The organism is Imperialibacter sp. EC-SDR9 (genome assembly GCF_902498805.1).
Lineage (GTDB): Bacteria > Bacteroidota > Bacteroidia > Cytophagales > Cyclobacteriaceae > Imperialibacter.
Map to the genome: position 1 here is coordinate 78,033 of NZ_LR701594.1, position 22,557 is coordinate 100,589.

The window sequence follows — 22,557 nt, forward strand, 5'->3', positions numbered from 1 at the left end:
CTATGAGTCATTATTTAGTTTCGCAGGTGCTGGATCAAAGACCAGCTTATGAGGAGTATCCATCATTCTATCACAAGTATGTGGATGCTCTCCCTTCAGGCAACTTGTTTCATATTCTTGAGGATCAACTGCATGCATTTACTTTCATGCTGGAAAGAATTGAAAAGAGCCAATGGGATTACCGTTATGCCGAAGGTAAGTGGTCGGTAAAGGAGGTGCTCGGCCATATTGTCGACGCCGAAAGAGTGTTTGCTTTCAGAGCGGCCACGTTTGCCAGAGGTGATAAAAACGAGCTTCCGGGATTTGATGAAAACGGCTATGTTGAAGAAAGTGACCTTGCCGAGGTCAACCCTGAAAGCCTGCTGTTGCAGTTTAGCCATTTGAGGAAGAGCAACATTCTGCTTTATTCTTCCTTCACGAGAGAGGCCATTGCAAGGACGGGGATTTCAAACGGGAAGTCGGCCAGTGTGGCAGCGATCGTATTCATTACTGCGGGCCATTTGCAGCACCACATGAACATATTGAAAGGGCGTTACGGCCTGTAGCCTATGTTTAAGTACGACCCCGATAGGAAATACCCTAAGGAGACAGAAATGAAGGCGGTGATTCGCTTTCAGGACTGCGACCCGCTACAGCATTTGAATAATGCCAAATACTTCGACTATTTCTTCAATGCAAGGGAAGACCAGGTACCGAAGCTTTACGATATCGAACCATCTGAAATCTTCATCAAATACAAACAATCGTGGGTGGTGTACAATCACCAGATCGCCTATGTGAGGGCGGCGATGATGGGGGAGTGGGTAACGCTGATCTCCAGGATTATATGGCACGACAAACAGAATGTGCTGGTAGAATATGTGATGCTCAACAAGGAAAAGACGCAGCTCAAGACAGTGCTATGGACGCATCTTCGCTATATTGATGTAATGAAAGGTAGGTCGGCGGATCATCCGGAAGTGATCGAAAACTATTTGAAAGCCGCTTCCATTGAAGGATTTGACCATAATTTGATTACTTTTAACGAAAGAATTAAACAAATAAAGGACGGACTATAGCCATATGAATTTCCTTGTCAAGCTTCTACTCTCAGCTATTTCAGTAATCCTTACCTCTTACTTATTGCCGGGGGTTACTGTCGAAGGATTTTGGGTTGCATTTCTGGTGGCTGTGTTTCTTTCGTTGCTCAACGTCACACTAAAGCCAATTCTGGTGTTGTTTACTATTCCCATTACTTTCTTAACGCTGGGGCTGTTTCTTTTGGTGATCAACGCACTGATCATTATGATTGCCGACTACTTTATCGATGGTTTCTACATAGATAACTTTTGGTGGGCCCTTGCGTTCAGTCTTATTCTCTCCATCATCAATTCTATGCTGAATGAGTTGAGCGCCAAATCAGACAACCCCGACCGTCGTCGTTAGGCGTTGATTTTGTCTTTCTGAATTTTGCTTAGAGGCGCATTCTTTTCGATGTACTGGATGATTTTGCCGGCGACGTCAACCCCGGTAGCAGACTCAATGCCTTTGAGACCAGGTGACGAATTCACCTCAATAATCAATGGTCCTCTGGATGACTGCAGCATGTCGACACCAGCTACCTGAAGCCCAAGTGCTTTGGCTGCTTTGATGGCTGCTGCAGTTTCTGCCTTGCTCAGTTTGATGATGTCGGAGCTGCCGCCCCTGTGTAAATTGGAACGAAACTCACCTTCTTTGCCCTGCCTTTTCATGGCGCCCACCACCTTGCCATCTACCACAAACGCCCTGATATCAGCTCCTTTAGATTCTTTAATAAACTCCTGTACAATGATCCGGGCTTTCAGGTTGTGAAAAGCCTGGATAACCGACGCAGCAGCCTTTTTTGTTTCGGCCAGCACTACTCCAAGCCCCTGAGTTCCTTCCAAAAGCTTGATAATGACAGGCGCACCTCCCACCTCTGAGATGATCTCATCCACATCCATGCTGTAGTTGGTGAAGACTGTTTTAGGCAGGCCAAGTCCGTCTCTGGAGAGTATCTGCAGGCTGCGCAGTTTATCTCTGGATCGGATAAGCGCCTGAGATTCCACAGTTGAAAACACCTTTTTCATTTCGAATTGCCTGACAACCGCCGACCCATAGAAGGTCACCGATGCACCTATCCTTGGAATGACGGCATCGTAGTTTTCCAGGTATTTTCCATTGTAGTAAATGGCTGGTTTTTTCTGCTCGGTGATAATGATGCATTTCAGATGGTCGATCACGTCCACCTCGTGCCCATGTTGTAGGGCAGCTTCGACCAGTCGTTGGGTAGAATAGAGTTTTGCATTGCGAGACAGGATGGCAATTTTCATCAAACAGAGACTTTTTTCTAATGTGGTTAATGTCGCCGAAAGGTAGGCTAATTCACCAATAGTCCAAAAAAGTTGGAGAGGCTGATGAAAATATATGAGCCAGCCGCTGAAGGAAGGCAGCAGCGGGCCACTCTGGAAAAATCATTTTGAAACAGCCCGGTTCCAAATGTCCAGGTAGATTTTCCATCGCCCATCCATCTTTTTCCAAACAATCACATACTTTCCCCTCACGCCCTGAAACGGGTTGCCATCATTGATGCCGCTTACTTCATAGTAGCCATGGTCATAGGCAGTGCTGCCATTGACGACAATTTCCACCGGATATATTTTGTGGAAGGTTGTAGTAGTGCCTGACCTTGGTGTCCAATATGACTTAATGTCTTTGGTTCCTTTGATGATGTCAAACCCGTTTGGGAAGATCGATGCGTCTGGAGTGTAGGCATTGGCAATGGCCTCTGTGTCCCTGTGAACTATGGCGTCAGAAAAGGCGGCGATATTCTTCCTGATAATCGTTTCGTCATCGATTTGGGCGTAGGCCGCTACCGAGTAGGAGAGTAAAAAGAGAAGAAATATGGTTTTCATTTTTTTCTTATTCTGAGAGTCCGGAATAGTCGAGTACAAACTGGGGGCAGCGGGGTTCACCCTTAAAAAAGTCGCCTTTTTTGCCTTGTGTAACTGCCCATCTGTCCATCCAGGAGATGCCGCCGTTTCCTACAAAATGATCTGACGTAGTATAGGCATCGTCTTTCAGTGCCTCGCTAAGGCTGACGAACCTGTAGCCTAAAGCCTGATAAGCGTCCAGCAGTTCTCCCAGGTAGTGAGCGTTCAGCATGTTTTCGTGAATGAGCAAGGTGTGGGCAATGGGCCTGCCGAAAAGCTTCAGGCTTTGTTGCTCATAGTATTTTACTTTTTCGGCCATATAGCTGATGTAGGCAGTGCCTACCTTGTCCATCATGGCCTTGTCCAACGCTTTGAATGCCTTGTCGAAGGCGCTGGCGAAAATCCATTCTGAATTGTCGATGGTAACGGGCGCTTCGATGTACCCTTGTGCCGACAGGTACTCCTCCAAAGCTTTTACCTTGTCTTCGGTGTTTCCCCGATGCAAGTAGGGATGCCTGAAGTATTGGTAGGTTTTTCCAGCCTCAGCCATTAACTTTTTGGTAACGGGCTCACCTTTTTCAATGATCTTGAAGAATTGCTCTGGTGTCAGCTGATTGTAGTCCTTGTGGCTGTAGGTGTGGTTGCCCAGCTCGAGCCCGCTGCTGAGCCAGGCGGCCAGCATTTCGTAGCGATAGTCAATGATGTTGCCGCCACGGTATAGCTTCTGCTCGTTAACGAACCCAATGGCAGGTACCTTTCTTTCGGTGAGTTGAGCAAGGAGTTTTTTGTTCAATTCCACCAACGCAACGGAATCATGACCACCCATTTGTGCAGGAAGGTCGTCGATGGTGATAGCCATTGTCTTAGGTTGTGCTACTGCACCAAGGGTGGCAAAAAGGAGTAGGGCAAGCAGTTTGTTTTTCATTCTTTGATCAGGTTAAATAGTCGGTTCCAGCGAATCCTCACCGGCAATGTGTACCAGGGACCTTCCTCCGAAGAAAACAATACCATGACAGGCTTGCCGACGATGTGGTCTTCCGGAACAAAGCCCCAGGTGCGGGAATCCTCAGAGTTGTGCCGGTTGTCGCCCATCATGAAGTAGTAATTTTGCTGGAAAGTGTAAGTGCTCGTTTCGTAGCCGTTAATATAGAGCTTTCCGTCTATGATTTCTGCATTTTTCCAACCTTCGAAGCGGACTATCACTCCGCCATACACCGGCAGACTTTGTTCATTGATTTCAATCGTGTCTCCCTTTGCCGGCACCCATACCGGGCCAAAATTATCTGTTGTCCAGCCATGTGGTGCTGCCTTTGGAAAGCTGGCCGACTCACCTGAGCTGTAGTTCATTTCTACATGCTCTACTTTAGAAATGAACGGGAGCTTTTTGATCGCTTCGGCGGTGGCGGGTTCGGTCTGCACATAGTAGCCACCCCTCACTTCCTGATGCTCACTTATGTTGTTGGCCTCAAAGAAACGGTCTTTCAGTGGCTGCTTGCCCGCAATGAAATAGCTTGACTGCAGGTGAGCTGGCAACGGCATGACGCCGTCGTTTACCACAAGCAGGCCGTCTATTACTTTCAGCGAGTCGCCCGGCAGGCCTGCGCACCGCTTAACCCAGTGCGACTTCAGGTCGGTGGGGTGCTGGTCTTCGTAAGGATAGTTGAACACCACAGGCTCCATCCGTTTCACGTCTCTCAAACCGGGCAGCCGGTACATTGGCAGTTGTATCCAGTTGAGGTAGGAGGGGACTTCGGTGCCCCAGAACTTTTGATGAGTGAGCGGAAACTGGATAGGAGTGGCCAGGGTGCGGGTGCCGTAATGCAGCTTGCTCACTACAATCACGTCCCCCACCAGCATGGTTCCTTCCATGGAGGGCGTGGGAATAATGAACTGCTCGAACAGCAGCCAGCGGAAAAGCGTGGCCACCACGACGGCAAACAGGATAGACTCTCCCCAATCTCTAAGGGCAGACTTCTTCTGTTTACCCGCTTTTGCAGGCATGGTATCAATCATCGGAAACTTGATTAATCAGTGAAGAATATGCGGCTTATTTTGCTTCTCCGAAGTATTGCGATGGGTCAACTCTTTTTCCGTTGTGTATCACTTCGTAGTGGAGGTGGGGGGCTGTGGATCTTCCAGAGCTGCCTGATAAAGCTATCAACTGCCCTTTTTTCACACTGTCGCCCACTTTTACTTTGGCTTCAGAAAGCTGGGCATATACTGTCTGATAGCCTTCGTGGTGCTTGAGGGTGACCATAATGCCATAGCCATCCGGGTCGTTGATCACTTTTTCAACCATACCCTCTGCCGTGGCTACAATAGCAGTGCCCGTAGGCGTTACGATATCGATACCAAGGTGCATCTTGGTCTTTTTATCAAAGGGGTCCTTTCTTTGCCCAAAAGCTGAACTAACCCTGAAATCCTTATCAGTAGGCTTTCTGTCGGGCCTGTCTTTGGCACCAACATTTACTACAATAAAAAGCAGCCCTATGGCCATCATAGGCGTGATCCAACCCAGCGGCTGTTTCTTCAACTGGTAATACCGGCGAGTTCTCTTCACCTGCTTGCTTACTTTTTTCATTTCGTTGGTGCCAAATGTGCTGATGGCAATACTCATAGCGAAGTCAAATGAATGCCCTTCCTCCATGTATGCTTCAATGGCGCAGCAAGTATGATCAAGCAGCTCGTTGCCAAGGACTGTTTTACCGCACTGAGCAGCGATTGCCTGCTCTACGGTTTTGATTTGTGCTTCTGTGAGTTCTCTCATGACTTAAGAGGTTTTAGGGTTCAACAAAAATTGCATGGTGCTGATAAAGCTGGCAAACTCCTCAAGTTTACTGGCAGTTTGTACGTCGCCTTTCGGTGTTAAAGAGTAGTACTTTCTGATACGTTTGCCAATATTGACGGTTTCGGTGACCAGCAGCCCTTCGGCTTCCAGTTTGTGCAAAGAAGGATATAAAGCACCTTCGGTAAGTTGTATTTTACCCTCAGTTTGCTCTTTCACTTTTTGAGTGATTTCGTAACCGTACATCCTGCCGTTCTCTGCCAGCAGCTTCAAAACGATGGTTTGAAGTGTTCCTTTTAATAGTTCTTTCGAATACATAAGGCAAATATATATAGAAGTCTTATGTATTGTCAAGTGAATGCCTAAGAAAATTAGGTATTACCTAAAAAGTAATGGCTACAAAGAACTCAGGGTAGGTTTTTTTGTTGCTTCCCGTGTTTACATCGGCTGTGTAGACAGAGTAGTTGACACCAATAACGGAGGTTATATAGGGGTTGATGGGGATTTCAACACCTGCGCCACCCATGGCTCCGAAATATTTGTTGTTGAGCGCCCCGGAGTCGACATAGCCATTTTCCTCAATAAGGGTGTTTTGTCCATTGAGGAATTGGTAACGGTCGGTAAGAGAGTAAGCTTTGGTAGAAAGGCCCATTTGAAAGGCGGGACCAGCCTGGATATAGGGTGAGATTTTATAGTAGGGAAACCGGTACTTCAACATCAGCGGGATGTCGAGGTCCGTGTGTTTGAGGTAGTGCGTGTTTTGAGAGGTGATACCAGTTTCAATATTGCTGAACTGGTTTTGGGTACTAAATGAATAATGGGCTACAGTTAGCTGGGTGACTAAGAAAATTTGAGGCCTATAGGAAAGCGGCAGTTCAATATAAGCGCCAATTGACGGAGCGATGTGCTCTTCGGGAACATTAGGAAAGAATTTGCTTTCAATCACGTTCTGGTACATTCGGACGCCGACGGCCGGGCCTACCCTGAACTTAGGGAAGGGCTTGTGCACACAGTCATTGTACTGTGAAATGAAATATGTAAGGTTGGCCGACTTGTATTTGGCCAGCCGAATCGTCTTCTCTGTCAGGTAGCAATCTTCCAATTGCGTTGAAAGCACGTCTTTATAGTAATTATCGGAGCCATTTTCTTCATCCAGGGCAATTATTTCCCCATCTTTTTCAAGCAGATAGGATTTGCTTTTGCCCTGCTCCTGAAGCAGCAAAGACACCTTCCCATTTTCAAGCTCCTCGAAAAACTGTTTTTTGCCCTGAAATTCTCTCGATACCCACTTTCTGCCATCAGCCAGGCCAAATTCGAGGGCTTCTTCCGGCGTAAAATCTTTCTTATTGCCGTTGTTAAACTCGAAGGTTACTTTGTTGGGATTGGGCTTTTCCAGGCCGTGAATAGCGCCGTAGTAGAGGATGTCTTTTGTTTTCAGGTAAGCCTCCTTTTGAGCGGTGAGCATGTAAGGAAGTGCGAGCAGCAATAGCGCCAGGATAGGTTTCAGTGATTGTGACATGGTATATTAACAACTAAACGCTGAATATACCTATGTCACATCACATCTAACAACCAAAAAAAATTGTCATTTCCGGTTAATAGGCTTCTATTGGCGAGAGATTAGTTTTTTGTAAGCCTTTCTCAATTCTTCTTCTTTGGCAAAAGCCTCCTTTTCCCATTTCCGCTGTCGGTAGGGGATGCTTGCCGAATCAAATATCAGCTGCCCCTGCCAGCGAAACATGGTGTTGTTTATCCGCATCAAATCTCCACGTGCGTATTGCGCCACATGCACCATTTCGTGGGCCAGCGCCCGGCTCAGGTCGTCGGCAGGCAGTGCTGCATTCAGCTTGATCATTACGTTTCGCAGGTGCAGCACCTCATTTTCATCGTGCACCATCATGCCGCTGATATTGTCCGGCAGCTTGTCGGAAAGCATCACCATAACGATGAGAGGCTGCCCGGATGCAATGTTTAGCTCATCGGCATAAAACCTGGCTTGTTCGATGATTTGCTCTGCATTGTTGCCGAAGCCTGTTGAGTAGATGGTTAGCTGTCGGCCCGCTGCGCTGCTACATATAAGTGCTGCGGCTAAAGATGAAAAAATCCAGTTCATGTTGTTCTGAGTTGACCATACTCAATGAACGTGGCAGGCGAGTATTTGCTTCAGCGCACCTTTAAAGAGAGGGTTTTCGCTGGAGAACGACAAGTTTCACCCTACAAATGAATGTGTTGCAGGGTTAGCCGCTGAAGCACGTCGTCTTTGTGGGTGCGGCCAATGGGCAGGGTAGTGTTGGGTAGTTCGATGTGAGAATTGCTAAAGGCTTTTATGTGCCTGATGGCCACCAGATAGGAGCGGTGGATTCGCACGAAGTCCAGCTCAGGCAAATCCTTTTCAACGGCAGTGATGGAGGTATAAGACATAACCGAGGCCCCATTTGCCAGATGGAAAACCACGTGGTCACGGATGCTTTCCACAAAATGGATCTCGTCAGCGTCAATTCTGAAGGTTTTGTTTTCGGCTTTAACAAGCAGCGTCTTGTGCTGCACTGAGCCGGCCAGCAGATCGAGCTCCTTCTTTCTATCAAACGCTTTGTTTACTGCTTTGAGAAACTTTTCGAAGCTAATCGGCTTGATCAGGTAGTCGACAGCGTGGGTGTCGTAGCTCTGCACGGCCAGGTCCCTGGAGGCTGTCGTGAAAATAACCAGAGGGGTCTTTCCCAGCGTTCTGGCAAACTCGAGCCCGGTAACTTCCGGCATTTTAATGTCGAGAAATACTACATCGACTGACGTATTTTTCAGCCAGGTATTGGCCTCCGCTACATGCCTGCACTTGGCCACAAGTTGTAGGTTGTCGAGTCGTTCCAGGTAGTTATGAATGACCTCAATCGCTAGCGGCTCATCGTCCACTATCAGGCAGTTAAGCTTCAAGGGGCACCTCCTTTCTTTGGTCTTCCAGTGGTAGCTGCACCGTCAGCGAAAAGCTCTCAGGGAGCTCTTTAATGTTAAAATCCGCTCTTTTTCCATATATCAGCTCGATGCGACGCATGACATTCTGAAGGCCCACTCCGTAGTGCGAGGTGGCTTTTCCCCTTTCGATAGGGTGGGATACTTTGGTGTTGTAGGTGCTAAAACACAGGTGCTTTCCTTTTATAGTTGCCTCGATGTTGATCGTAAAGAGCCCGTTTTTGTCAGGCTTTCCATGCTTAAAGCAGTTTTCTACCAGGGGAATGAGCAACATGGGTGGAATATCATATCCCGCAACCTCTTCCGGCAACACCATCTCCAGCTTTAACTCGGTACCAAACCTGAGCTTTTCCAGCTCCACGTAGTCTTGCAGGTGCTTCACTTCCGATTGGAGGCTTACCTTCTTCTTGTCTGATTCATAAATAACGTATTCCATTAGCGAAGAGAGCTTTAGTATTGCATCGGCTGCTTTGTCCGACTTGTTCAATACTAGAGAATAGAGGTTGTTGAGGGTATTAAAAAAGAAGTGAGGGTTGATTTGGGTCTTGAGAAAGGTCAGCTCGTTTCGCAGCCGCTGGCTTTCCACTTTTTGCAGTTTCTGCTGTAGCAGGTATTGGTCCTTCATGATTTTGATGGCTGAAGTCACGAAGAGGATCATCGTGATATGGCTGGCTGTGGCACTGAATTTTCGGGGCGAATAGAGGAACTCGGGGTTAAACTGATAGATGCCTGAAGCGATCATTCCCCTGACGACTTCCGATTGCAAAACCGTGGCCACAAATACCAGGGAAATCAGGCTGATGCCGTAGTAAAAGTACTTTTTGTGCCTAAGTAACCTCGGCATGAGGAAGTACATATGCACGTAAACAACGGCTACTTTTACAGGGAGCTCCACAAATTGGGTAATGGGGGAGTACTCATAGTACTCAATATACATATATACCCGGTAGAAATAGTACGCCACCCAAAACAGCAGGTGGGCATACAACCGATTGTTAACATCAAATAAATTGGGTGCCAGTCGACGCATAATGTGCTATATGCGGTGTTTAACGGATTTTGCAGAAATGGTTGCGCCAGTGTAAGGTTTTGAGTGAAACAGCAAGATTGATGTCTCCGCAAAATAATGGCAAATCGATGGTTTGGTCTGGTGTTGATAGCGCAAAAAGCCCAACCTTCAGCAATTATTCATATCTTTATTGAAACTTATCGAAATGGGAGCGATCATTATTAAGGCAGACAAAAAAAGCAACAAGCTCTTGTCAGACCTTGCCAAAAAACTAGGCGGAAATGTAATAAGCCTTGCCGACGAGCAGTTTGAGGACTTTGCTATTGGCTCAGCTATGGACGCTGTCAAGACAGGCGAAACAGTTGACCGTAATTCAATTTTAGCCAAATTGAGGGCTCGGTGACTATTGAATTTGATAAGTCATTTGCGAAATCGCTTGACAAAATCAAGAACAAGTCGCTCTATGCCAAAATAGAAAAGCTTATTCTCGAACTCGAGAAGTCAGACTCGATACAAGATTTGGCAAGCATAAAGAAGCTGACAGGCTTTAAAAGCTACTACAGGATCAGAATTGGTGAGTACCGGATTGGACTCGAGAAGATCAACGAAAACACTTTCCGCTTTCTAATTGTTGCTCACAGAAAAGACATATACAAGCTTTTTCCATAACAATTTAACGCACCTGCACTGGCAATGAGGATTGTCAGGCTGGCAAAGGATCATTACTTAGTTTCTGAGATATGACTAAAGCAAAAGTGAAAACTGAAAAAGGGCTCGTCAAAAAACTTCGGGAGATACGAGACAAAATGAATATCGATATGCAAGATATGACCTTTGAACAAATGAAGGCCTATCTGTCGGATATGAAGGAAAGAAAGTCTCCACAGCATACTTCATAAAATATCATAGAACTGGGGATGTGCGGTTTTTGGAGCATGAAGAGCAGGAACCCGGTAACATCCGAAGCCTCAGCCGCCCACCCACTGAAAAGATGAAGGCTGCCAACATTGACAGCCTTCCTGTTTTTAACCAAAAGCGCTCTCACTAACCGCACTTCTACTTCCTGTACTCACCTTGCCGCTCCACCATCCAGCCCGGATACTGGGATGCCAGCGGACTGACCTCCTCTATTTTGGCCAGGTCGTCGGCTGTGAGCACTATCTCCGTAGAGTCGATATTGGCCTTTAGCTGGTCAGGGGTTTTGGCGCCAATAATGGTGCTGGTGACGCCGGGTTGATGCCGCACCCATGCCAGGGCTATTTGCGCCGTGGTTACTCCATGTGCTTTTGCTATGCGGTCCATAACCTCTACCAAATCATAAGCTTTTTCTTTGTCCAGTGGGGGAAAATCAAAATTGGCCCGTCTTCCGTTCGCATCACTGCTGCCCTCTCTGGTGTATTTGCCGGAGAGGAAGCCGCCTGCCAGAGGACTCCATGGAAAGATCGACAGCTTGTGGTCAGCGGCCATCGGCACCAGCTCGTGCTCAATGTCCCTGGTCGCAGCCGAGTAATGGTATTGCAAGCCAATGAACTTGTGCCATCCGTTATAGTGAGCCACCGCTTGTGCTTTGGCGACCATCCATGCAGGCCAGTTACAAATAGCGATGTAGCGCACCTTGCCACTGTCTACCACGTCGTTGAGCGACCTTACTATCTCTTCAATGGATGTCCTTGGATCAACGCCGTGCACATACAGCAGGTCGACGTGATCTACCTGCAGCCTTTGCAGGCTGGCCTCTACCGAATTGAATATATGGTAGCGGGACAGCCCCACATTGTTAGCCTGTGAGCCCATAGGCCCCAGCACCTTAGTAGCCAGCACTACCTCATCTCTTTTGGCGCCCACGTCCTTTAACCCCTTGCCCAGCAGATGCTCCGACTGCCCAAAGGAATAGACATTGGCCGTGTCGATAAAATTGATGCCAGACTCAATGACAGCGCCCAGCATGTCGTTCACCTCTTTTTGCTGCAGCTGCCCTATCTTGCTCCACATGCCCGCATCCTGCCCACCGAAGGTCATGGTGCCAAAACAGAGCTCCGATACTCTTAGTCCCGTATCGCCGATATAGTTGTATTTCATTGTAATTGGTTTTGTGTTAAAAGTTAGTTTGACTGCGTTATCAGCTACCGTGCGCACAATGTAGTTTTGTTAAGAGCATTCTACCCTTTTATTCCCTAAAGGGCCCTACTAATTATGATTCGTCTCCCTTTAGGGCTGGGGTGAAAAATTGAATTGAGCAACTGAACCTCTTAACAAAACTACATTGTGCGCATGCAGTATGAAGCAGCCTCACAAAGGTGCGCAGCGCAGGTGGATTAGCTATAGCCCGCTTCAATCAAAAAGTATCAAAAATCAAACAATTGCTACTGCGTGCGGTAGAGTCGGGGGGTAATGTTTTCAGTTTTCTTAAAGAACGAGATGAAATGCGATGGCTCTTCAAAACCCAGACAGTAACCAATCTCTGAGATTTGCCAGTTGGTGTGCCTCAGCAAAATCCTCGCTTCCTGCATAATGCGGCTGGAGATCAGCTGCGAAGTGGTTTGCCCCATCGTTGCTTTCAATGCCCGGTTCAGGTGATTGATGTGCACCGAGAGGTTATTGGCAAAATCGTTGGGCGACCGGAGCTTCATTCGCTGGATGGGAGACTCAATCGGAAACTGGCGTTCAAGCAGTTCAGAAAAAAGGGATGAGATCCTGTCGTTGGCACTGGACTGGGAGTGGAGGGAGGCCTCAGCTGGTTGGAGCTTGATCGCTTTGTGGATTAGCTGGATCACCAGTGTTTTGATGAGATCGTACTTGTAGGTATAATCAGAGTTGATTTCCTCTATCATCTGAAGGTAAAACCTGTTGATCTCTTCAATGTTGCCCGGGTCTACTTCGTAAATGGGCGTGCTGCCGGGTTGGAAAATGGGGTAGTCTCTGATGGCCCCAAAGTTGGTAAAAAACTCCTCTGTAAACACACAAAAGTGCCCCGACTGATTCTCACTCAGGCGCTCCCAGTTGTAGGGAATCATGGGGTTGGCAAATGCCAGTGCTGCGTTTTTCACCTCTACCGTTTTGTCGGCATAGAAGTACCTGATGCTGCCGATCAGGAAGCTGATTTTGTAATACTCCCGCCTGCTATAGGGCACCGGCTTGGGGTCGGGGCCAATAAAGTCCTCGTAGTTAAATACATTGAACTGACCAACGCCCCCCTGGATAGTCCCGGGCTGGCGGTGGAGTTTCTTCTCGTAGAGTTCATCAAGAGTTAGAGGCTTTATCATCTGTCAAAGTTATAAAAATCAAATAAGATTGAGTGGGGTGCTCCTATTTGAAGATGCTTTTTTCAGATGATGAAGTTAGAAAACCTCCGCCTTGGGTCGTGTCCCATGCACCTACAACACGCTCATCTTTACATTTTCCTCGGTAACGCCCAACATAAAAAGTCGCTAGTGAAGACACGAGCCACGGCAACAGAGGGTGATTGGATTTGAAAGTCAGCCAAATTGAATTAGGTCACTGAAACTCCTAACCAAATAGCCTTTCTGCTAATCTGGCCCTGCAGTTCCATTATTTATTTGTAACTTAAACATGCAGAATAGAAACAACTTACTATGATAGTTCAGGCAACACAAGTGCTCCCCGGCGTCGACGACTTGGTGCTGGCGCTAAAGAGCGAATTCTCCAATTGCTCATGTACGGCTTTTGGCTCAAAGCCAAAGAAAAGTGTTATCGTTCGGAAGTCAGCTTTGATTGGGGCACAAATAACGTCCCGCAAGGGGGAGATAGTTGTTGATGCTTGTTACCCTAATGTTTTTATCGCAGCTATCATGAGTTTGCTCACTGCCAGCACGATTTTTCCCTTCACAGCCTGGCCTGACTTCGAAAGGAAGATAACCAACTTTTTGAAGAGGAAATACAGCTAGGAGGGTTGTTCAGGATCATAGTATTGAATGGCCAAAGATATTTGCCTTGACATATACACCATGAGTCATGCATTCAAGTTCATCACTGACATTATTCGTTAAGTACCTTTTTCCAATCATTTTTGGTACGTCATTGTTGTTGGCAATTTTCAATGCAGAACAAACGACAGTCGAACTGATATTTCCTATAGTATTGCTTTTTCTTCTGTCCGTAGCGTACGTTCGAACATTTGGGAAGCTGAGAGGAGTTAAAGCATCAAATAGCCAATTGTTGACTGAAACAATTACATATGAAGAAACAATTCCCTATGAAAGCATTCTCTATATCTATCAGATCGCACTTATCAGCCCAACTATGATAGGTATTAAATACATTGACGAAGAGACTGGTGAACGTAAAAAATTTTACACCCTGGCAAGCTGGAGTAGTCAACTGGCGACCTTCAACTTTTATGGGTTGAAGGACGTGGAGCTAGTCGAATTTGTTCGGAGAAAAATCAAGTCAGTCAACCCAGGCTATGATGAATCGAATGAGCCAACCAAGTGGGCTCCGGTTGGTTATATGATGCTTGCGATCGTTGTCAGTATCATTCTCGGCAATTTAATTTTAGCAATTTAAACAATGCATAGTAAGGGCTGTGCTCTTTCTGGTTTGCAACCGGAGGAGGGAGAAACTGGAAGCCCGCCACAGTGTGTGTTTTGCTTAAAAGCCCCATCAAAGAGTCTGCAACGTTTTTTTAACATTTAAATGGTAACTGAGGGGCTTTTGGCCCTGCCACCCGTCCTTTAGATGTGACACCCCAGGTCAGGATGATTCCGTATATTCGTTAGCCACGCTATTTTGATAAAACCGGAGAGCGACAAATGAACCCATACATCAAACGGATCAAAGACTTATCCTACAAGCTCGATCTTGAGATTCATGCAGAGCTGGAAAAGGTATTTGTCGATAAAAAATTCTCAAAAGGCGCCCACCTGCTGCGACCCGGGCAGGTATGCACCGCTCACTTGCTGATCAAGGAGGGTATAGCGAGGAAGTTTTATCTCCACAACCATAAGGAGATTACGACTGAGATCTACTTTCATGACGACGTGGCGGTATCGCTTGACAGCTACATCATGCAAAAGCCGGGAGATGTGTATGTGGAGGCACTGACTGAACTGGAGGTGACTATTATTGACTACGGCCGCTTTGGTAAAGTGAAAAATACCTACCCCGAAGTAATGATGCTCGACAAAATGTTTATCGAGTACTATGCCGTCTGGTTTGAACAACGGCTCAGGGAGTTTCAAACCCTGGATGCTTCCCAGCGCTACCTGAAGCTGCTCGAAAAGGAACCCCAGATCGTTCAATTCCTCCCCGTCACCATTATTGCCTCTTATTTGAACGTCTCGCTGGAAACGCTGTCCCGCATCAGGGCAAAGGTTTCGTCCGAGTGATTATTTGACCTAAGTCAAATTCCTGCCTTGTCGAATCCCGTTATTTTGAAAAGGGCCCCGGAGCAGGTGGCTTTCAAAACAAAATAACCATTCGCATGAAAGCAGTAGTATTCAAAAAGTACGGAAAACCTGACGTGTTACAAATGGCTGAGGTTGAAAAGCCTGTGCCAAAGAGCGACGAGGTACTCGTTAAAATATACACTACCTCGGTGACCGCCGAAGACCCCAAGATGAGAGCCTTCGATCATCCGCCGCTGCTGAAGCTGCCGGTGGGCCTGATGTTTGGGTTCAGAAAACCAAAGCAACCAGTCCTGGGTATCGAATTTTCGGGGGTGGTGGAGGCCGTGGGGAGCAAAGTGAAAAACTACCAGATAAACGACCAGGTGTTTGGCTACACCGGCCTCAGCTTTGGTGCCTATGCCGAATACAAATGCCTTCCGGAAAATGCTTTGATGTACCTGAAACCACAAAATTTGTCGTTTGCAGAAGCGGCTACCATGGTGAATGGCCCATTGTCGGCGCTGGTGTATTTGAAGAAAAAGGGCAAAATAGAAAAAGGCCACCAGGTGCTCATTTACGGAGCATCGGGCTCGGTGGGCACTGCCGCCGTTCAGCTGGCGAAGTACTTTGGCGCCCATGTAACGGGGGTGTGCAGTACCAAAAACCTTGAGTTGGTGAAGTCGATTGGCGCAAATGAAGTGATTGACTACACCAGAGAAAACTTCGTCGACACCAACAAACGGTACGACATAGTGTTTGACACCGTCGGCAAAACTTCCATGAAAGAGTGCATGAACCTGCTGACCCCAAAGGGCAAATACCTGCTGACCGAGTTTGGCCTGCGGCACATGCTGGCGGCCATGTACACCTCCCTTTTCAGGCGCAAAAAGGTAGTGATAGCGTCGTCGAACTTCTATTGGAAAAAGGAAGACCTGGCCTTCTTAAAACAGCTGGCTGAGCAAGGGCATTACAAGCCGGTGGTCGACAGGTGCTTTGAGTTGGCTGACATCGCTGAGGCGCATGCCTATGTGGCGTCGGGGCGCAAGGTGGGCAATGTGGCTGTGGTGGTGTGTGGCGATGAGCAGGGAGGCCATGTGAGCCGCCCGGTCAACGATCTTAAAATATCAGTGTAGGTTTTTCCCGTGGGCTGTCCCCCGACAGCATCTTATCGAAAAGAATAATATAGGCGCTATTTATAAGTGACCTGAAAGTTGGCCTGTCAGGGGACAGGCCAAGGAAGCAGGGGTTCCGCATTTAGCGAACGCTTGTAATAAAACCCTCCAAGGGTTCTTTTCAGCCAGCTTCTCCCTGTACGCATTGACAGCTTGCTGACCTGCAACGGACAACCCCTTGGAGGGTTTTTCACTCACTCACCGCACCACCAACCCCATCCTCAAATCATCTTTCGCCGAAGAGTTCCCTATCGAAATGGCAAACTCTCCCGGCACATTCACCAGGTTAAACTCAGCATCGAAGGTCTGAAAAGCCTCCTTTCTAATCGTTAATTCCACCGTTTTGCTTTCGCCTGCCTTTAGGTGCACCCGTTCGAAGGCCGCCAGGTTCTTGATCGGCGCATCGGCTGGTCGGTTCTTGTTCGCTACGTACAGCTGCACCACCTCGTCGCCATCTACTGACCCTGTGTTGGTAACGGTAACTTTCACCGGCACTGCTTCGCCAGGCTTGCTTTCGGCCGGAAGGCTCAAATCGGCAAAGCCGAACGTAGAGTAGCTCAGGCCGTGCCCAAACGGATACAGCGCCTCGCCCTTGAAGAAGCGGTAGGTTTGGGTGGTCATGTGGTAGTCGATGAAGGCAGGCAGGTCAGCCACCGACTTGTAAAAGGTAACCGGCAGCTTGCCCGAGGGGTTGTAGTCGCCAAAAAGAACATCGGCTATGGCGGTGCCTCCGGCCTGGCCCGGATACCAGGCCTCCAGAATGGCCGGAATATGGTCGTTTTCCCACGGAATAGACAGCGCACTGCCATTGAGCAGCACCAGCACCACCGGCTTGCCCAGGGCATGGATGGCCTTGATCAAATCGAGCTGAGCCGCTGGCAGGCCCAGCTTGGTACGGTCGCCACCGTTAAATCCATCCACCTTAATATCCATTTCTTCGCCTTCCATGCGGGGTGTAAGGCCCATGCACATGATCACCGCATCGGCACCCCTGGCAGCAGCCAACGCATCCTTCATCAGGTCGGGCTTGGGCTCGGCCCACACCAGCTGCACCATGGCATCGGCGTAGTTTTCGCCCGCATCCACCTTGAAGCTATAGGTTTTTCCCGCTTCCAGATGGATCGGCTCCGACTTCCGCAGCCGGGGATCGCCATATTCATCGCCAAAGTGATAGACCGTTTTGGCTACCTCTTTGCCTTCAAAGTAAAGCTGTGTGTTGCAGGTAGTGATCACGCCCAGCTGGTGGTAGCCCGTCTTTTGCGCCGTGATTTGTCCTTCCCAGCGCACTCCAAAGTTGTCGTCATCCAGGTCTTCTCTGGGCGCCCCATCGTTCCAGTTCACATCCAGCGCATCGATTTCTTCCGTATAAAGCACATCTCCTTCCAGCTTGCTGTTGTTGAAGTAGCTGGCTTTGATGGGCCCGCTGATGGCATTGGCAGGCACGGTATAGAACATGGGCAGGCCTTCAGCGTATTCCGAGCCCTGGGCAAACACCACTTCCGTATTGGCTCCCAGCTTGTTGGTGATGCCCTCCAGTGGCGTGACTGCTTTGGAGGGCACGCCGTTGTAGTTGCCCAGCAGCATCAGCCACTGGTCGGAGTTGGGGCCAATCACCGCCACTTTCTTCAAGTCCTTTTTGAGCGGCAGGGTTTGGTTGTCGTTTTTCAACAGCACCATGCTTTCCCGGGCTGTTTTCAATGCCAGGGCCTGGTTCGCTGGTTGGTCTACAATGTTGTAGGGAATTTGAGCGTATTTCACCGTCTCAATGGGATCGAACATCCCCAGCTTAAAGCGGGCTTTGAACAGGCGCTTCACCGACACATCAATTTCCGCTTCGGTGATATACCCTTTCTCCACAGCTTCCACCAGCGACAGGTATTCCTCCCCGCAGCTCAAGTCTGTGCCCGCTTTTACTGCCATGGCCGCCGCTTCTGCTTCGGTTTCCACCACCTGATGGAACTTCCAGATGTCGGTAATGGCCCAGCAGTCCGACACGATAAAGCCGTCGAAGCCCAGCTCGCCTTTCAGTGTGCAGGTGAGCAGGCTTTTGCTGCCGCAGCAGGGCTCGCCGTTGATGCGGTTGTAGGCACACATGGCTGAGTAGGCGTGGCCTTCCTGCACGGCCATTCTGAACTGAGGAAGGTAGGTTTCCCTGAGGTCTTTCAGGCCCACTATAGCATCAAACTCATGCCTTTCGGGCTCGGGGCCGTTGTGCACGGCAAAATGCTTGATGGTGGCCACCGTCTTCAGGTAAGCGGGGTCGTCGCCCTGCAGGCCTTTAATAAAGGGGACAGCCAGGGAGCCCGTGAGAAAGGGATCTTCACCGTAAGTTTCCTGCCCACGGCCCCAGCGGGGGTCTCTGAAAATATTGATATTGGGCGACCACAGCGTGAGGCCCTGGTAAAGAAATCGCTTGCCTTTTCGCACGAAGTCGTGGTGCTTGGCCCTGGTCTCATCCGAAATCACCGTGGCCACATCAAAGATCAGGTCATCGTCCCACGTAGCCGCCATGCCAATGGCCTGTGGAAACACCGTGGCTTTTCCTGCCCGGGCCATGCCATGGAGGCCCTCCGACCACCAGTTGTAGGCCGGAATGCCCAGGAAATCAATAGCGGGGGAGGCATTGGTCATTTGCGATACCTTTTGTGCCAGCGTCATTCGGCCCACCAGGTCATCCACCCGCTCGCTGATGGGCAGGGCGGGGTTTTGATAGGGGGGCAGACTGGCGTCAGGAGACTTTTCCTGGCAGGCCGACAGGCCAAGGCACAGGCTGACAAATAGAGGTAAACGATGCAGTAGTTTCATAGGTAGGTAGTAGGTTAAAAAATGAAAATAGTAAATCCTTTGGAGATATGTGTGGGACTCGCCTGCCAAAGGCATGGACGGGTTGTGAAGACACAACCCTAAACACACCTAGCGTTAAGGCCCGTGTCGTCACATGCTTGAAAGATGTTCGTTAACATCCACGGTTAAGGCATGTGTCTTCACATGCTTTGAAAATGTTAGTTAACATCCAAAAATTCGTATATGATACCAAAAATTTTTTATCTCACTCAAAAAAATCGGTAACCAACATCCGAATTTCCCTATCTGGAAACCAAAATTTGGTAACCAACATCCGAATTTCTTTATCTGGAAACCAAAAATGGGTAACCGACATCCGAATTTTCCTATGTGATATCCAAAAATCCGCAACTGACATCCGAAATTTCCTATGTAATACCCGAATTTTTGTATGTAGTACCCAAAATTTTGGCTCTTGTTAGCAAGAGAATGGAAATGATGAAGGCAAATGCCAAACCGAAATACGATGAAGGTAAACCAGGTAGTCGGAAAGATGAGCTACTGCTAGAAAATGGGCACTGAGATACCTTTAAAGGCGAACTGAAAACCAAACGAAGAGAAGCAGATAGCTGATAACATGAGTCAGAAAGAAAAAAGAGGGAAGTAGATAGGGTAGTTTCGGAGAGAGAACATCATCTCGACTAATAATCGTCGTCATTTCGGAAAATATTGTCCTAAATTCAGAAAGGGCAATATTTATCTCAGGCGGGCAGCCCGGAATCTCATATGTCTTGAGGCGGAGATTGCGCCGACGTGGAACGGATAATTTTCTTCAGATCAGAAAAATATTTGAAGAAAATTTCCGCAATGACGCCCCTCGGTGATGTTTTGTTACATTCTTATGTCGAACTCACGTTAAAGTAAAGTCCTGTGAAATTATCGTTTTCGGTCAGCGGAGAATTGTGGGCTTGGTGAGGGCAGGATATATTTAAAACACAATCGGCCAGAAGATAATGTCTACCCGCCGATGGCGGAGCGGTAATGATGACTAACGCAGGAGGTCGCTGGTGAAGACACGAGCCACGGCGGGGAAGTTTAAATTACGTCCTGCCAGTGAGATATTATTGGGTGCCTTATTATCTTTGATAGCAAACCAGCTGTGCCCGAACCTCCTTTATTAGCCTTTCTAAACTCACTTTCCTAACACCCTCATGAGCTCCTCTGAAATCGCCAATCCGCTCAACCCAATCAATGGGCCCCAGCGTTGGAAAAAATATGTTTTCGAGTTTGTCTTATTGTTTTTGGCTGTCTTTTTCGGATTCCTTGCCGACAATCTGCGGGAGGAATACTTTGAACGTCAGCAGGCAAACGAGCTGGCCAAGAGCTTTTACGAGGAGCTAAAAAATGACTCAGTCACGGTGGTAGCGAAAGTGGCGGGCAGAATCAAAAAAGAGCAGGCGATTGAATACATGGTAAGGTTTTTCAAGGACAGTGCCCTTACCTCCACCTCGAAGGATCTTTCAATCAATTTTCTTTGGGCCACTACGGTGAGGACACCTGTGATATTTACACCCAGAACGGTGGTGTTGGAGCAGTTAAAAAGCTCGGGCTCCCTCAGGTACTTCAAGAGCAGGGAATTACAAAAGCTGGTGGGCGATCTCTCGGTGGCCATTGATTACCTCATGGAAAGGCAGGCCCTGGAAGCGTCGGTTTATCATGAATACATCGAACCTATTATGATCAACCACATGGATTACGATTTTCAATACCAACTGCTTAGCAACGGTATTTTTGACAGGATGGCCGAGTATGAAAACAGCGACGAATATATTCCGTTCCATCTCTCCCAGCCGGAAAAAATCGACAGGCTCGACATAACCAATGCTTTGGGCTATTACCACACCAATAATCTCAAATCTACTCGTATGATTCCTTTCAATACCTACATGGATGTGAACGCTGCCATATTGCTGGCGCTGCGCAAGGAATATTCCCTGAAATAAAGATGTTGATACTTTTCTGGCCTGGTCGTTCCTCAGCGACGAATCACAGCTACGGCGGTCAGTGCTATTTGCGGACTTCAGCGTCGTGACAAATACCAGGCTGTCTTTCAAAAAAGACCACCCTGCTCGTACCTAAAAAACAATCGGCCAGAAAGTGCCAGTCCAAGCCACAAGGCCAGAAACTGGCACTGAGTGATGTTGCCAACTGGTAATTTTCCGGACTGATCATCGCAGATTCCCTCCAGGGGCTGTCACTTACGCATATTGCGGCAGAAACTATTCCTATTTTTACCAAATGTTAATGCTTAATTTCGACGCTTGATAAAAGGAAGATAAATGACCGCACAAACAGGAGTTTTAAGCCAGCCAAATAGCGAAATAGTAAAGCGACCCGCCGCCATCACTGTTATATGTGTACTTGGGTTCATTGGTGTGGGCTTATCGGTTCCTATGATTTTGTCAGAAATTGCGAGACAAATAGGCTCCTGGTTTGGCCCATATGCCTGCTTCGTAGCCGTAGTCAATTTAATATGTATGATAGGACTATGGAGCAGCAAAAAATGGGGCCTGTACACCTATTCTGCTCTTGTGCTAGTTAATCAAGTTGTTTTGGCTGCCAAAGGAGAGTGGAACGCTCTGGTTCTGATTGTTCAGACACTGGTCATTTTAATCATTTTATATCATTTGCACCCGGAGACAAGACCAACCTACGTTCAGGTCGCCATGTATGTAAAGAGAAAAGTGTGGGCAGTGATAGTTGCCTACATGATAGGCATACATAATCCCTACAGAGAGGTTCATGATGACCCTGAGGAAATTGTCTACACAATTGACGATACTGAAGAGCAAGAAGATAGTGCCCCTCGCTAGTCTGTATACTAAGGTCCTGCTAGTCCTGACAGTAAAGCCAGACTGGCATTAGCCCAGTTGCTAAAGCCGCAGGCTCGAACTAGCGTCCTAAAACACTATCGGCCAGAAAATAATATCAACCCGCCGGTTGAGGAGTTTGCCTTCCCATTTTCTGTTGTCGAAGTAGGGATTTTCCTGGCCGAAAGCTTTGATGGAGATGTTTTCCAGGGGGATGTCCATGATGATGAGTTTTTGCAGTGCTGCCTGACTGCGCATTTCGGAGAGCCATTTGTTGTAGAGCTGTCCGCCGATATTGTCGGTGTGGCTGTAGATGCTGATCTGGTAAAGCTCAATATTGGGGATGGTGTCGAGCAGTTGTAGCAGCTCATGTGTTTGTTCTTCGTCTACGTAATAGCTGCCGCCGCCAAAGAAGATGCTTTTCTGGATCAGGCCGGTGGGTGGGGCGGGCGCAGGCGTATCCTGGGCTGAGGCAGCCAAACCGAGGAAGACGAAGCCGATGAGCAGAAGGGAGCGCATATTGATAAAGATACGAGGAAAAGTGTTTTGTTTCCCCAATTGGAGATGATGTAACAGGGCAATCGCATTCAAACTGATTATTACGAGACTAATGGTAAAAGAATTTTTCGGGGCCCGGGGCACAGAATGGTCAAAGCCTCAAGGAGGCTTATCAAAGTCTCATATGGTGTGTGTTTAGT

At 48.0% G+C, this 22,557-nt stretch carries 26 protein-coding genes; 12 read left to right on the forward strand and 14 right to left on the reverse strand.

The genetic code is table 11. The features are described from left to right. Positions 1 to 2 precede the first annotated feature (2 nt). Genes GC130_RS19110 through GC130_RS19120 form a run of 3 tightly spaced genes read left to right on the forward strand, consistent with a single transcriptional unit; the run spans position 3 to position 1,425 of the window. Complete coding sequence (locus GC130_RS19110; protein ID WP_151999953.1) at positions 3 to 545, forward strand: DinB family protein; 543 nt, start codon at positions 3 to 5, stop codon at positions 543 to 545. 3 nt (positions 546 to 548) lie between these two features. Continuing rightward, positions 549 to 1,058, forward strand: a complete 510-nt coding sequence (locus GC130_RS19115; RefSeq protein WP_151999954.1) for a thioesterase family protein — start codon at positions 549 to 551, stop codon at positions 1,056 to 1,058. A gap of 4 nt (positions 1,059 to 1,062) precedes the next feature. Beyond that, the gene (locus tag GC130_RS19120; RefSeq protein ID WP_151999955.1) at positions 1,063 to 1,425 is read left to right on the forward strand and encodes a phage holin family protein; all 363 of its coding nucleotides are present in this window, start codon (positions 1,063 to 1,065) and stop codon (positions 1,423 to 1,425) included. Here the strand turns inward: GC130_RS19120 and rimK are convergent. The 10 genes from rimK to GC130_RS19170 form a co-directional block, all read right to left on the reverse strand. Then, positions 1,422 to 2,330 (reverse strand): 30S ribosomal protein S6--L-glutamate ligase, encoded by a 909-nt coding sequence (gene rimK, locus GC130_RS19125; protein ID WP_151999956.1) that lies wholly within the window; start codon positions 2,328 to 2,330, stop codon positions 1,422 to 1,424. The two genes, GC130_RS19120 and rimK, sit on opposite strands and share 4 nt — an antisense overlap. Positions 2,331 to 2,471: 141 nt before the next feature. After that, on the reverse strand, positions 2,472 to 2,912 hold the full coding sequence (locus GC130_RS19130) for a DUF4440 domain-containing protein (RefSeq protein ID WP_151999957.1): 441 nt from the start codon (positions 2,910 to 2,912) through the stop codon (positions 2,472 to 2,474). Positions 2,913 to 2,919: 7 nt separating this feature from the next. Next, positions 2,920 to 3,855, reverse strand: a complete 936-nt coding sequence (locus GC130_RS19135; RefSeq protein WP_151999958.1) for a polysaccharide deacetylase family protein — start codon at positions 3,853 to 3,855, stop codon at positions 2,920 to 2,922. Next, the gene (gene lepB, locus GC130_RS19140; protein ID WP_151999959.1) at positions 3,852 to 4,943 is read right to left on the reverse strand and encodes a signal peptidase I; all 1,092 of its coding nucleotides are present in this window, start codon (positions 4,941 to 4,943) and stop codon (positions 3,852 to 3,854) included. The genes GC130_RS19135 and lepB overlap by 4 nt, the downstream gene beginning before the upstream one ends. 34 nt (positions 4,944 to 4,977) lie before the next feature. Then, complete coding sequence (locus GC130_RS19145) at positions 4,978 to 5,697, reverse strand: M23 family metallopeptidase (protein WP_151999960.1); 720 nt, start codon at positions 5,695 to 5,697, stop codon at positions 4,978 to 4,980. Positions 5,698 to 5,700: 3 nt separating this feature from the next. After that, the gene (locus GC130_RS19150; RefSeq protein WP_151999961.1) at positions 5,701 to 6,033 is read right to left on the reverse strand and encodes a PadR family transcriptional regulator; all 333 of its coding nucleotides are present in this window, start codon (positions 6,031 to 6,033) and stop codon (positions 5,701 to 5,703) included. Positions 6,034 to 6,097: 64 nt separating this feature from the next. Continuing rightward, positions 6,098 to 7,234, reverse strand: a complete 1,137-nt coding sequence (locus GC130_RS19155; protein WP_151999962.1) for an outer membrane beta-barrel protein — start codon at positions 7,232 to 7,234, stop codon at positions 6,098 to 6,100. 87 nt (positions 7,235 to 7,321) lie between these two features. Beyond that, complete coding sequence (locus GC130_RS19160) at positions 7,322 to 7,828, reverse strand: hypothetical protein (protein WP_151999963.1); 507 nt, start codon at positions 7,826 to 7,828, stop codon at positions 7,322 to 7,324. Positions 7,829 to 7,929: 101 nt separating this feature from the next. After that, positions 7,930 to 8,643: a LytTR family DNA-binding domain-containing protein gene (locus GC130_RS19165; RefSeq protein ID WP_151999964.1), complete on the reverse strand. Its 714-nt coding sequence runs from the start codon at positions 8,641 to 8,643 to the stop codon at positions 7,930 to 7,932. Then, the gene (locus GC130_RS19170; protein WP_151999965.1) at positions 8,633 to 9,709 is read right to left on the reverse strand and encodes a sensor histidine kinase; all 1,077 of its coding nucleotides are present in this window, start codon (positions 9,707 to 9,709) and stop codon (positions 8,633 to 8,635) included. The genes GC130_RS19165 and GC130_RS19170 overlap by 11 nt, the downstream gene beginning before the upstream one ends. A 184-nt stretch (positions 9,710 to 9,893) precedes the next feature. Here GC130_RS19170 and GC130_RS19175 point away from each other — a divergent pair, with 184 nt between their 5' ends. The 3 genes from GC130_RS19175 to GC130_RS28655 all read left to right on the forward strand — a co-directional run bounded on the left by GC130_RS19175 (position 9,894) and on the right by GC130_RS28655 (position 10,587). Next, positions 9,894 to 10,091, forward strand: a complete 198-nt coding sequence (locus GC130_RS19175; RefSeq protein WP_151999966.1) for a hypothetical protein — start codon at positions 9,894 to 9,896, stop codon at positions 10,089 to 10,091. Next, the gene (locus tag GC130_RS19180; protein ID WP_193217912.1) at positions 10,088 to 10,357 is read left to right on the forward strand and encodes a type II toxin-antitoxin system RelE/ParE family toxin; all 270 of its coding nucleotides are present in this window, start codon (positions 10,088 to 10,090) and stop codon (positions 10,355 to 10,357) included. Before GC130_RS19175 ends, GC130_RS19180 begins: the two co-directional genes overlap by 4 nt. A gap of 71 nt (positions 10,358 to 10,428) precedes the next feature. Next, entirely contained in the window at positions 10,429 to 10,587 is a 159-nt protein-coding gene (locus GC130_RS28655; RefSeq protein ID WP_193217913.1) for a hypothetical protein, read from the forward strand. Positions 10,588 to 10,744: 157 nt separating this feature from the next. Here GC130_RS28655 and GC130_RS19185 read toward each other — a convergent pair whose 3' ends face one another. Both GC130_RS19185 and GC130_RS19190 read right to left on the reverse strand, forming a co-directional pair. Beyond that, the gene (locus GC130_RS19185; protein WP_151999968.1) at positions 10,745 to 11,767 is read right to left on the reverse strand and encodes an aldo/keto reductase; all 1,023 of its coding nucleotides are present in this window, start codon (positions 11,765 to 11,767) and stop codon (positions 10,745 to 10,747) included. 284 nt (positions 11,768 to 12,051) lie between these two features. Beyond that, a complete protein-coding gene (locus GC130_RS19190) occupies positions 12,052 to 12,951 on the reverse strand; it encodes an AraC family transcriptional regulator (RefSeq protein WP_151999969.1) in 900 nt (299 codons plus the stop codon). Positions 12,952 to 13,281: 330 nt separating this feature from the next. Between GC130_RS19190 and GC130_RS19195 the strand changes: the two genes are divergently transcribed. The 4 genes from GC130_RS19195 to GC130_RS19210 all read left to right on the forward strand — a co-directional run bounded on the left by GC130_RS19195 (position 13,282) and on the right by GC130_RS19210 (position 16,166). After that, a complete protein-coding gene (locus tag GC130_RS19195; RefSeq protein WP_151999970.1) occupies positions 13,282 to 13,593 on the forward strand; it encodes a hypothetical protein in 312 nt (103 codons plus the stop codon). 271 nt (positions 13,594 to 13,864) lie between these two features. Then, the gene (locus GC130_RS19200) at positions 13,865 to 14,212 is read left to right on the forward strand and encodes a hypothetical protein (protein ID WP_151999971.1); all 348 of its coding nucleotides are present in this window, start codon (positions 13,865 to 13,867) and stop codon (positions 14,210 to 14,212) included. Between the two features lie 245 nt (positions 14,213 to 14,457). Further along, positions 14,458 to 15,033 carry a Crp/Fnr family transcriptional regulator gene (locus tag GC130_RS19205; protein ID WP_151999972.1) on the forward strand — a complete coding sequence of 192 codons (576 nt, stop codon included), beginning with the start codon at positions 14,458 to 14,460 and terminating at the stop codon, positions 15,031 to 15,033. Between the two features lie 95 nt (positions 15,034 to 15,128). After that, positions 15,129 to 16,166, forward strand: a complete 1,038-nt coding sequence (locus GC130_RS19210) for an NAD(P)-dependent alcohol dehydrogenase (RefSeq protein ID WP_151999973.1) — start codon at positions 15,129 to 15,131, stop codon at positions 16,164 to 16,166. 237 nt (positions 16,167 to 16,403) lie between these two features. On the opposite strand, the gene GC130_RS19215 is transcribed toward GC130_RS19210, so the two are convergent. Further along, entirely contained in the window at positions 16,404 to 19,010 is a 2,607-nt protein-coding gene (locus tag GC130_RS19215; protein ID WP_193217914.1) for a glycoside hydrolase family 3 C-terminal domain-containing protein, read from the reverse strand. Between the two features lie 1,190 nt (positions 19,011 to 20,200). On the opposite strand from GC130_RS19215, the gene GC130_RS19220 reads away from it, so the two are divergent. Further along, positions 20,201 to 20,992 carry a hypothetical protein gene (locus tag GC130_RS19220; protein ID WP_151999975.1) on the forward strand — a complete coding sequence of 264 codons (792 nt, stop codon included), beginning with the start codon at positions 20,201 to 20,203 and terminating at the stop codon, positions 20,990 to 20,992. Positions 20,993 to 21,328: 336 nt separating this feature from the next. Then, entirely contained in the window at positions 21,329 to 21,862 is a 534-nt protein-coding gene (locus GC130_RS19225; RefSeq protein ID WP_151999976.1) for a fungal transcription factor regulatory middle homology region domain-containing protein, read from the forward strand. A gap of 87 nt (positions 21,863 to 21,949) precedes the next feature. On the opposite strand, the gene GC130_RS19230 is transcribed toward GC130_RS19225, so the two are convergent. Further along, on the reverse strand, positions 21,950 to 22,378 hold the full coding sequence (locus GC130_RS19230; protein ID WP_151999977.1) for an OmpA family protein: 429 nt from the start codon (positions 22,376 to 22,378) through the stop codon (positions 21,950 to 21,952). Positions 22,379 to 22,557: the final 179 nt, after the last annotated feature.

Coding starts and splice junctions, on each gene's coding strand:
- rimK (WP_151999956.1), bottom strand. CDS start 2,330: ATGAAAATTGCCATCCTGTCTCGCAATGCAAAACTCTATTCTACCCAA.
- GC130_RS19155 (WP_151999962.1), bottom strand. CDS start 7,234: ATGTCACAATCACTGAAACCTATCCTGGCGCTATTGCTGCTCGCACTT.
- lepB (WP_151999959.1), bottom strand. CDS start 4,943: ATGATTGATACCATGCCTGCAAAAGCGGGTAAACAGAAGAAGTCTGCC.
- GC130_RS19110 (WP_151999953.1), top strand. CDS start 3: ATGAGTCATTATTTAGTTTCGCAGGTGCTGGATCAAAGACCAGCTTAT.
- GC130_RS19175 (WP_151999966.1), top strand. CDS start 9,894: ATGGGAGCGATCATTATTAAGGCAGACAAAAAAAGCAACAAGCTCTTG.
- GC130_RS19145 (WP_151999960.1), bottom strand. CDS start 5,697: ATGAGAGAACTCACAGAAGCACAAATCAAAACCGTAGAGCAGGCAATC.
- GC130_RS19220 (WP_151999975.1), top strand. CDS start 20,201: ATGAGCTCCTCTGAAATCGCCAATCCGCTCAACCCAATCAATGGGCCC.
- GC130_RS19185 (WP_151999968.1), bottom strand. CDS start 11,767: ATGAAATACAACTATATCGGCGATACGGGACTAAGAGTATCGGAGCTC.
- GC130_RS19160 (WP_151999963.1), bottom strand. CDS start 7,828: ATGAACTGGATTTTTTCATCTTTAGCCGCAGCACTTATATGTAGCAGC.
- GC130_RS19120 (WP_151999955.1), top strand. CDS start 1,063: ATGAATTTCCTTGTCAAGCTTCTACTCTCAGCTATTTCAGTAATCCTT.
- GC130_RS19205 (WP_151999972.1), top strand. CDS start 14,458: ATGAACCCATACATCAAACGGATCAAAGACTTATCCTACAAGCTCGAT.
- GC130_RS19230 (WP_151999977.1), bottom strand. CDS start 22,378: ATGCGCTCCCTTCTGCTCATCGGCTTCGTCTTCCTCGGTTTGGCTGCC.
- GC130_RS19130 (WP_151999957.1), bottom strand. CDS start 2,912: ATGAAAACCATATTTCTTCTCTTTTTACTCTCCTACTCGGTAGCGGCC.
- GC130_RS19135 (WP_151999958.1), bottom strand. CDS start 3,855: ATGAAAAACAAACTGCTTGCCCTACTCCTTTTTGCCACCCTTGGTGCA.
- GC130_RS19195 (WP_151999970.1), top strand. CDS start 13,282: ATGATAGTTCAGGCAACACAAGTGCTCCCCGGCGTCGACGACTTGGTG.
- GC130_RS19115 (WP_151999954.1), top strand. CDS start 549: ATGTTTAAGTACGACCCCGATAGGAAATACCCTAAGGAGACAGAAATG.
- GC130_RS28655 (WP_193217913.1), top strand. CDS start 10,429: ATGACTAAAGCAAAAGTGAAAACTGAAAAAGGGCTCGTCAAAAAACTT.
- GC130_RS19210 (WP_151999973.1), top strand. CDS start 15,129: ATGAAAGCAGTAGTATTCAAAAAGTACGGAAAACCTGACGTGTTACAA.
- GC130_RS19170 (WP_151999965.1), bottom strand. CDS start 9,709: ATGCGTCGACTGGCACCCAATTTATTTGATGTTAACAATCGGTTGTAT.
- GC130_RS19190 (WP_151999969.1), bottom strand. CDS start 12,951: ATGATAAAGCCTCTAACTCTTGATGAACTCTACGAGAAGAAACTCCAC.
- GC130_RS19225 (WP_151999976.1), top strand. CDS start 21,329: ATGACCGCACAAACAGGAGTTTTAAGCCAGCCAAATAGCGAAATAGTA.
- GC130_RS19150 (WP_151999961.1), bottom strand. CDS start 6,033: ATGTATTCGAAAGAACTATTAAAAGGAACACTTCAAACCATCGTTTTG.
- GC130_RS19215 (WP_193217914.1), bottom strand. CDS start 19,010: ATGAAACTACTGCATCGTTTACCTCTATTTGTCAGCCTGTGCCTTGGC.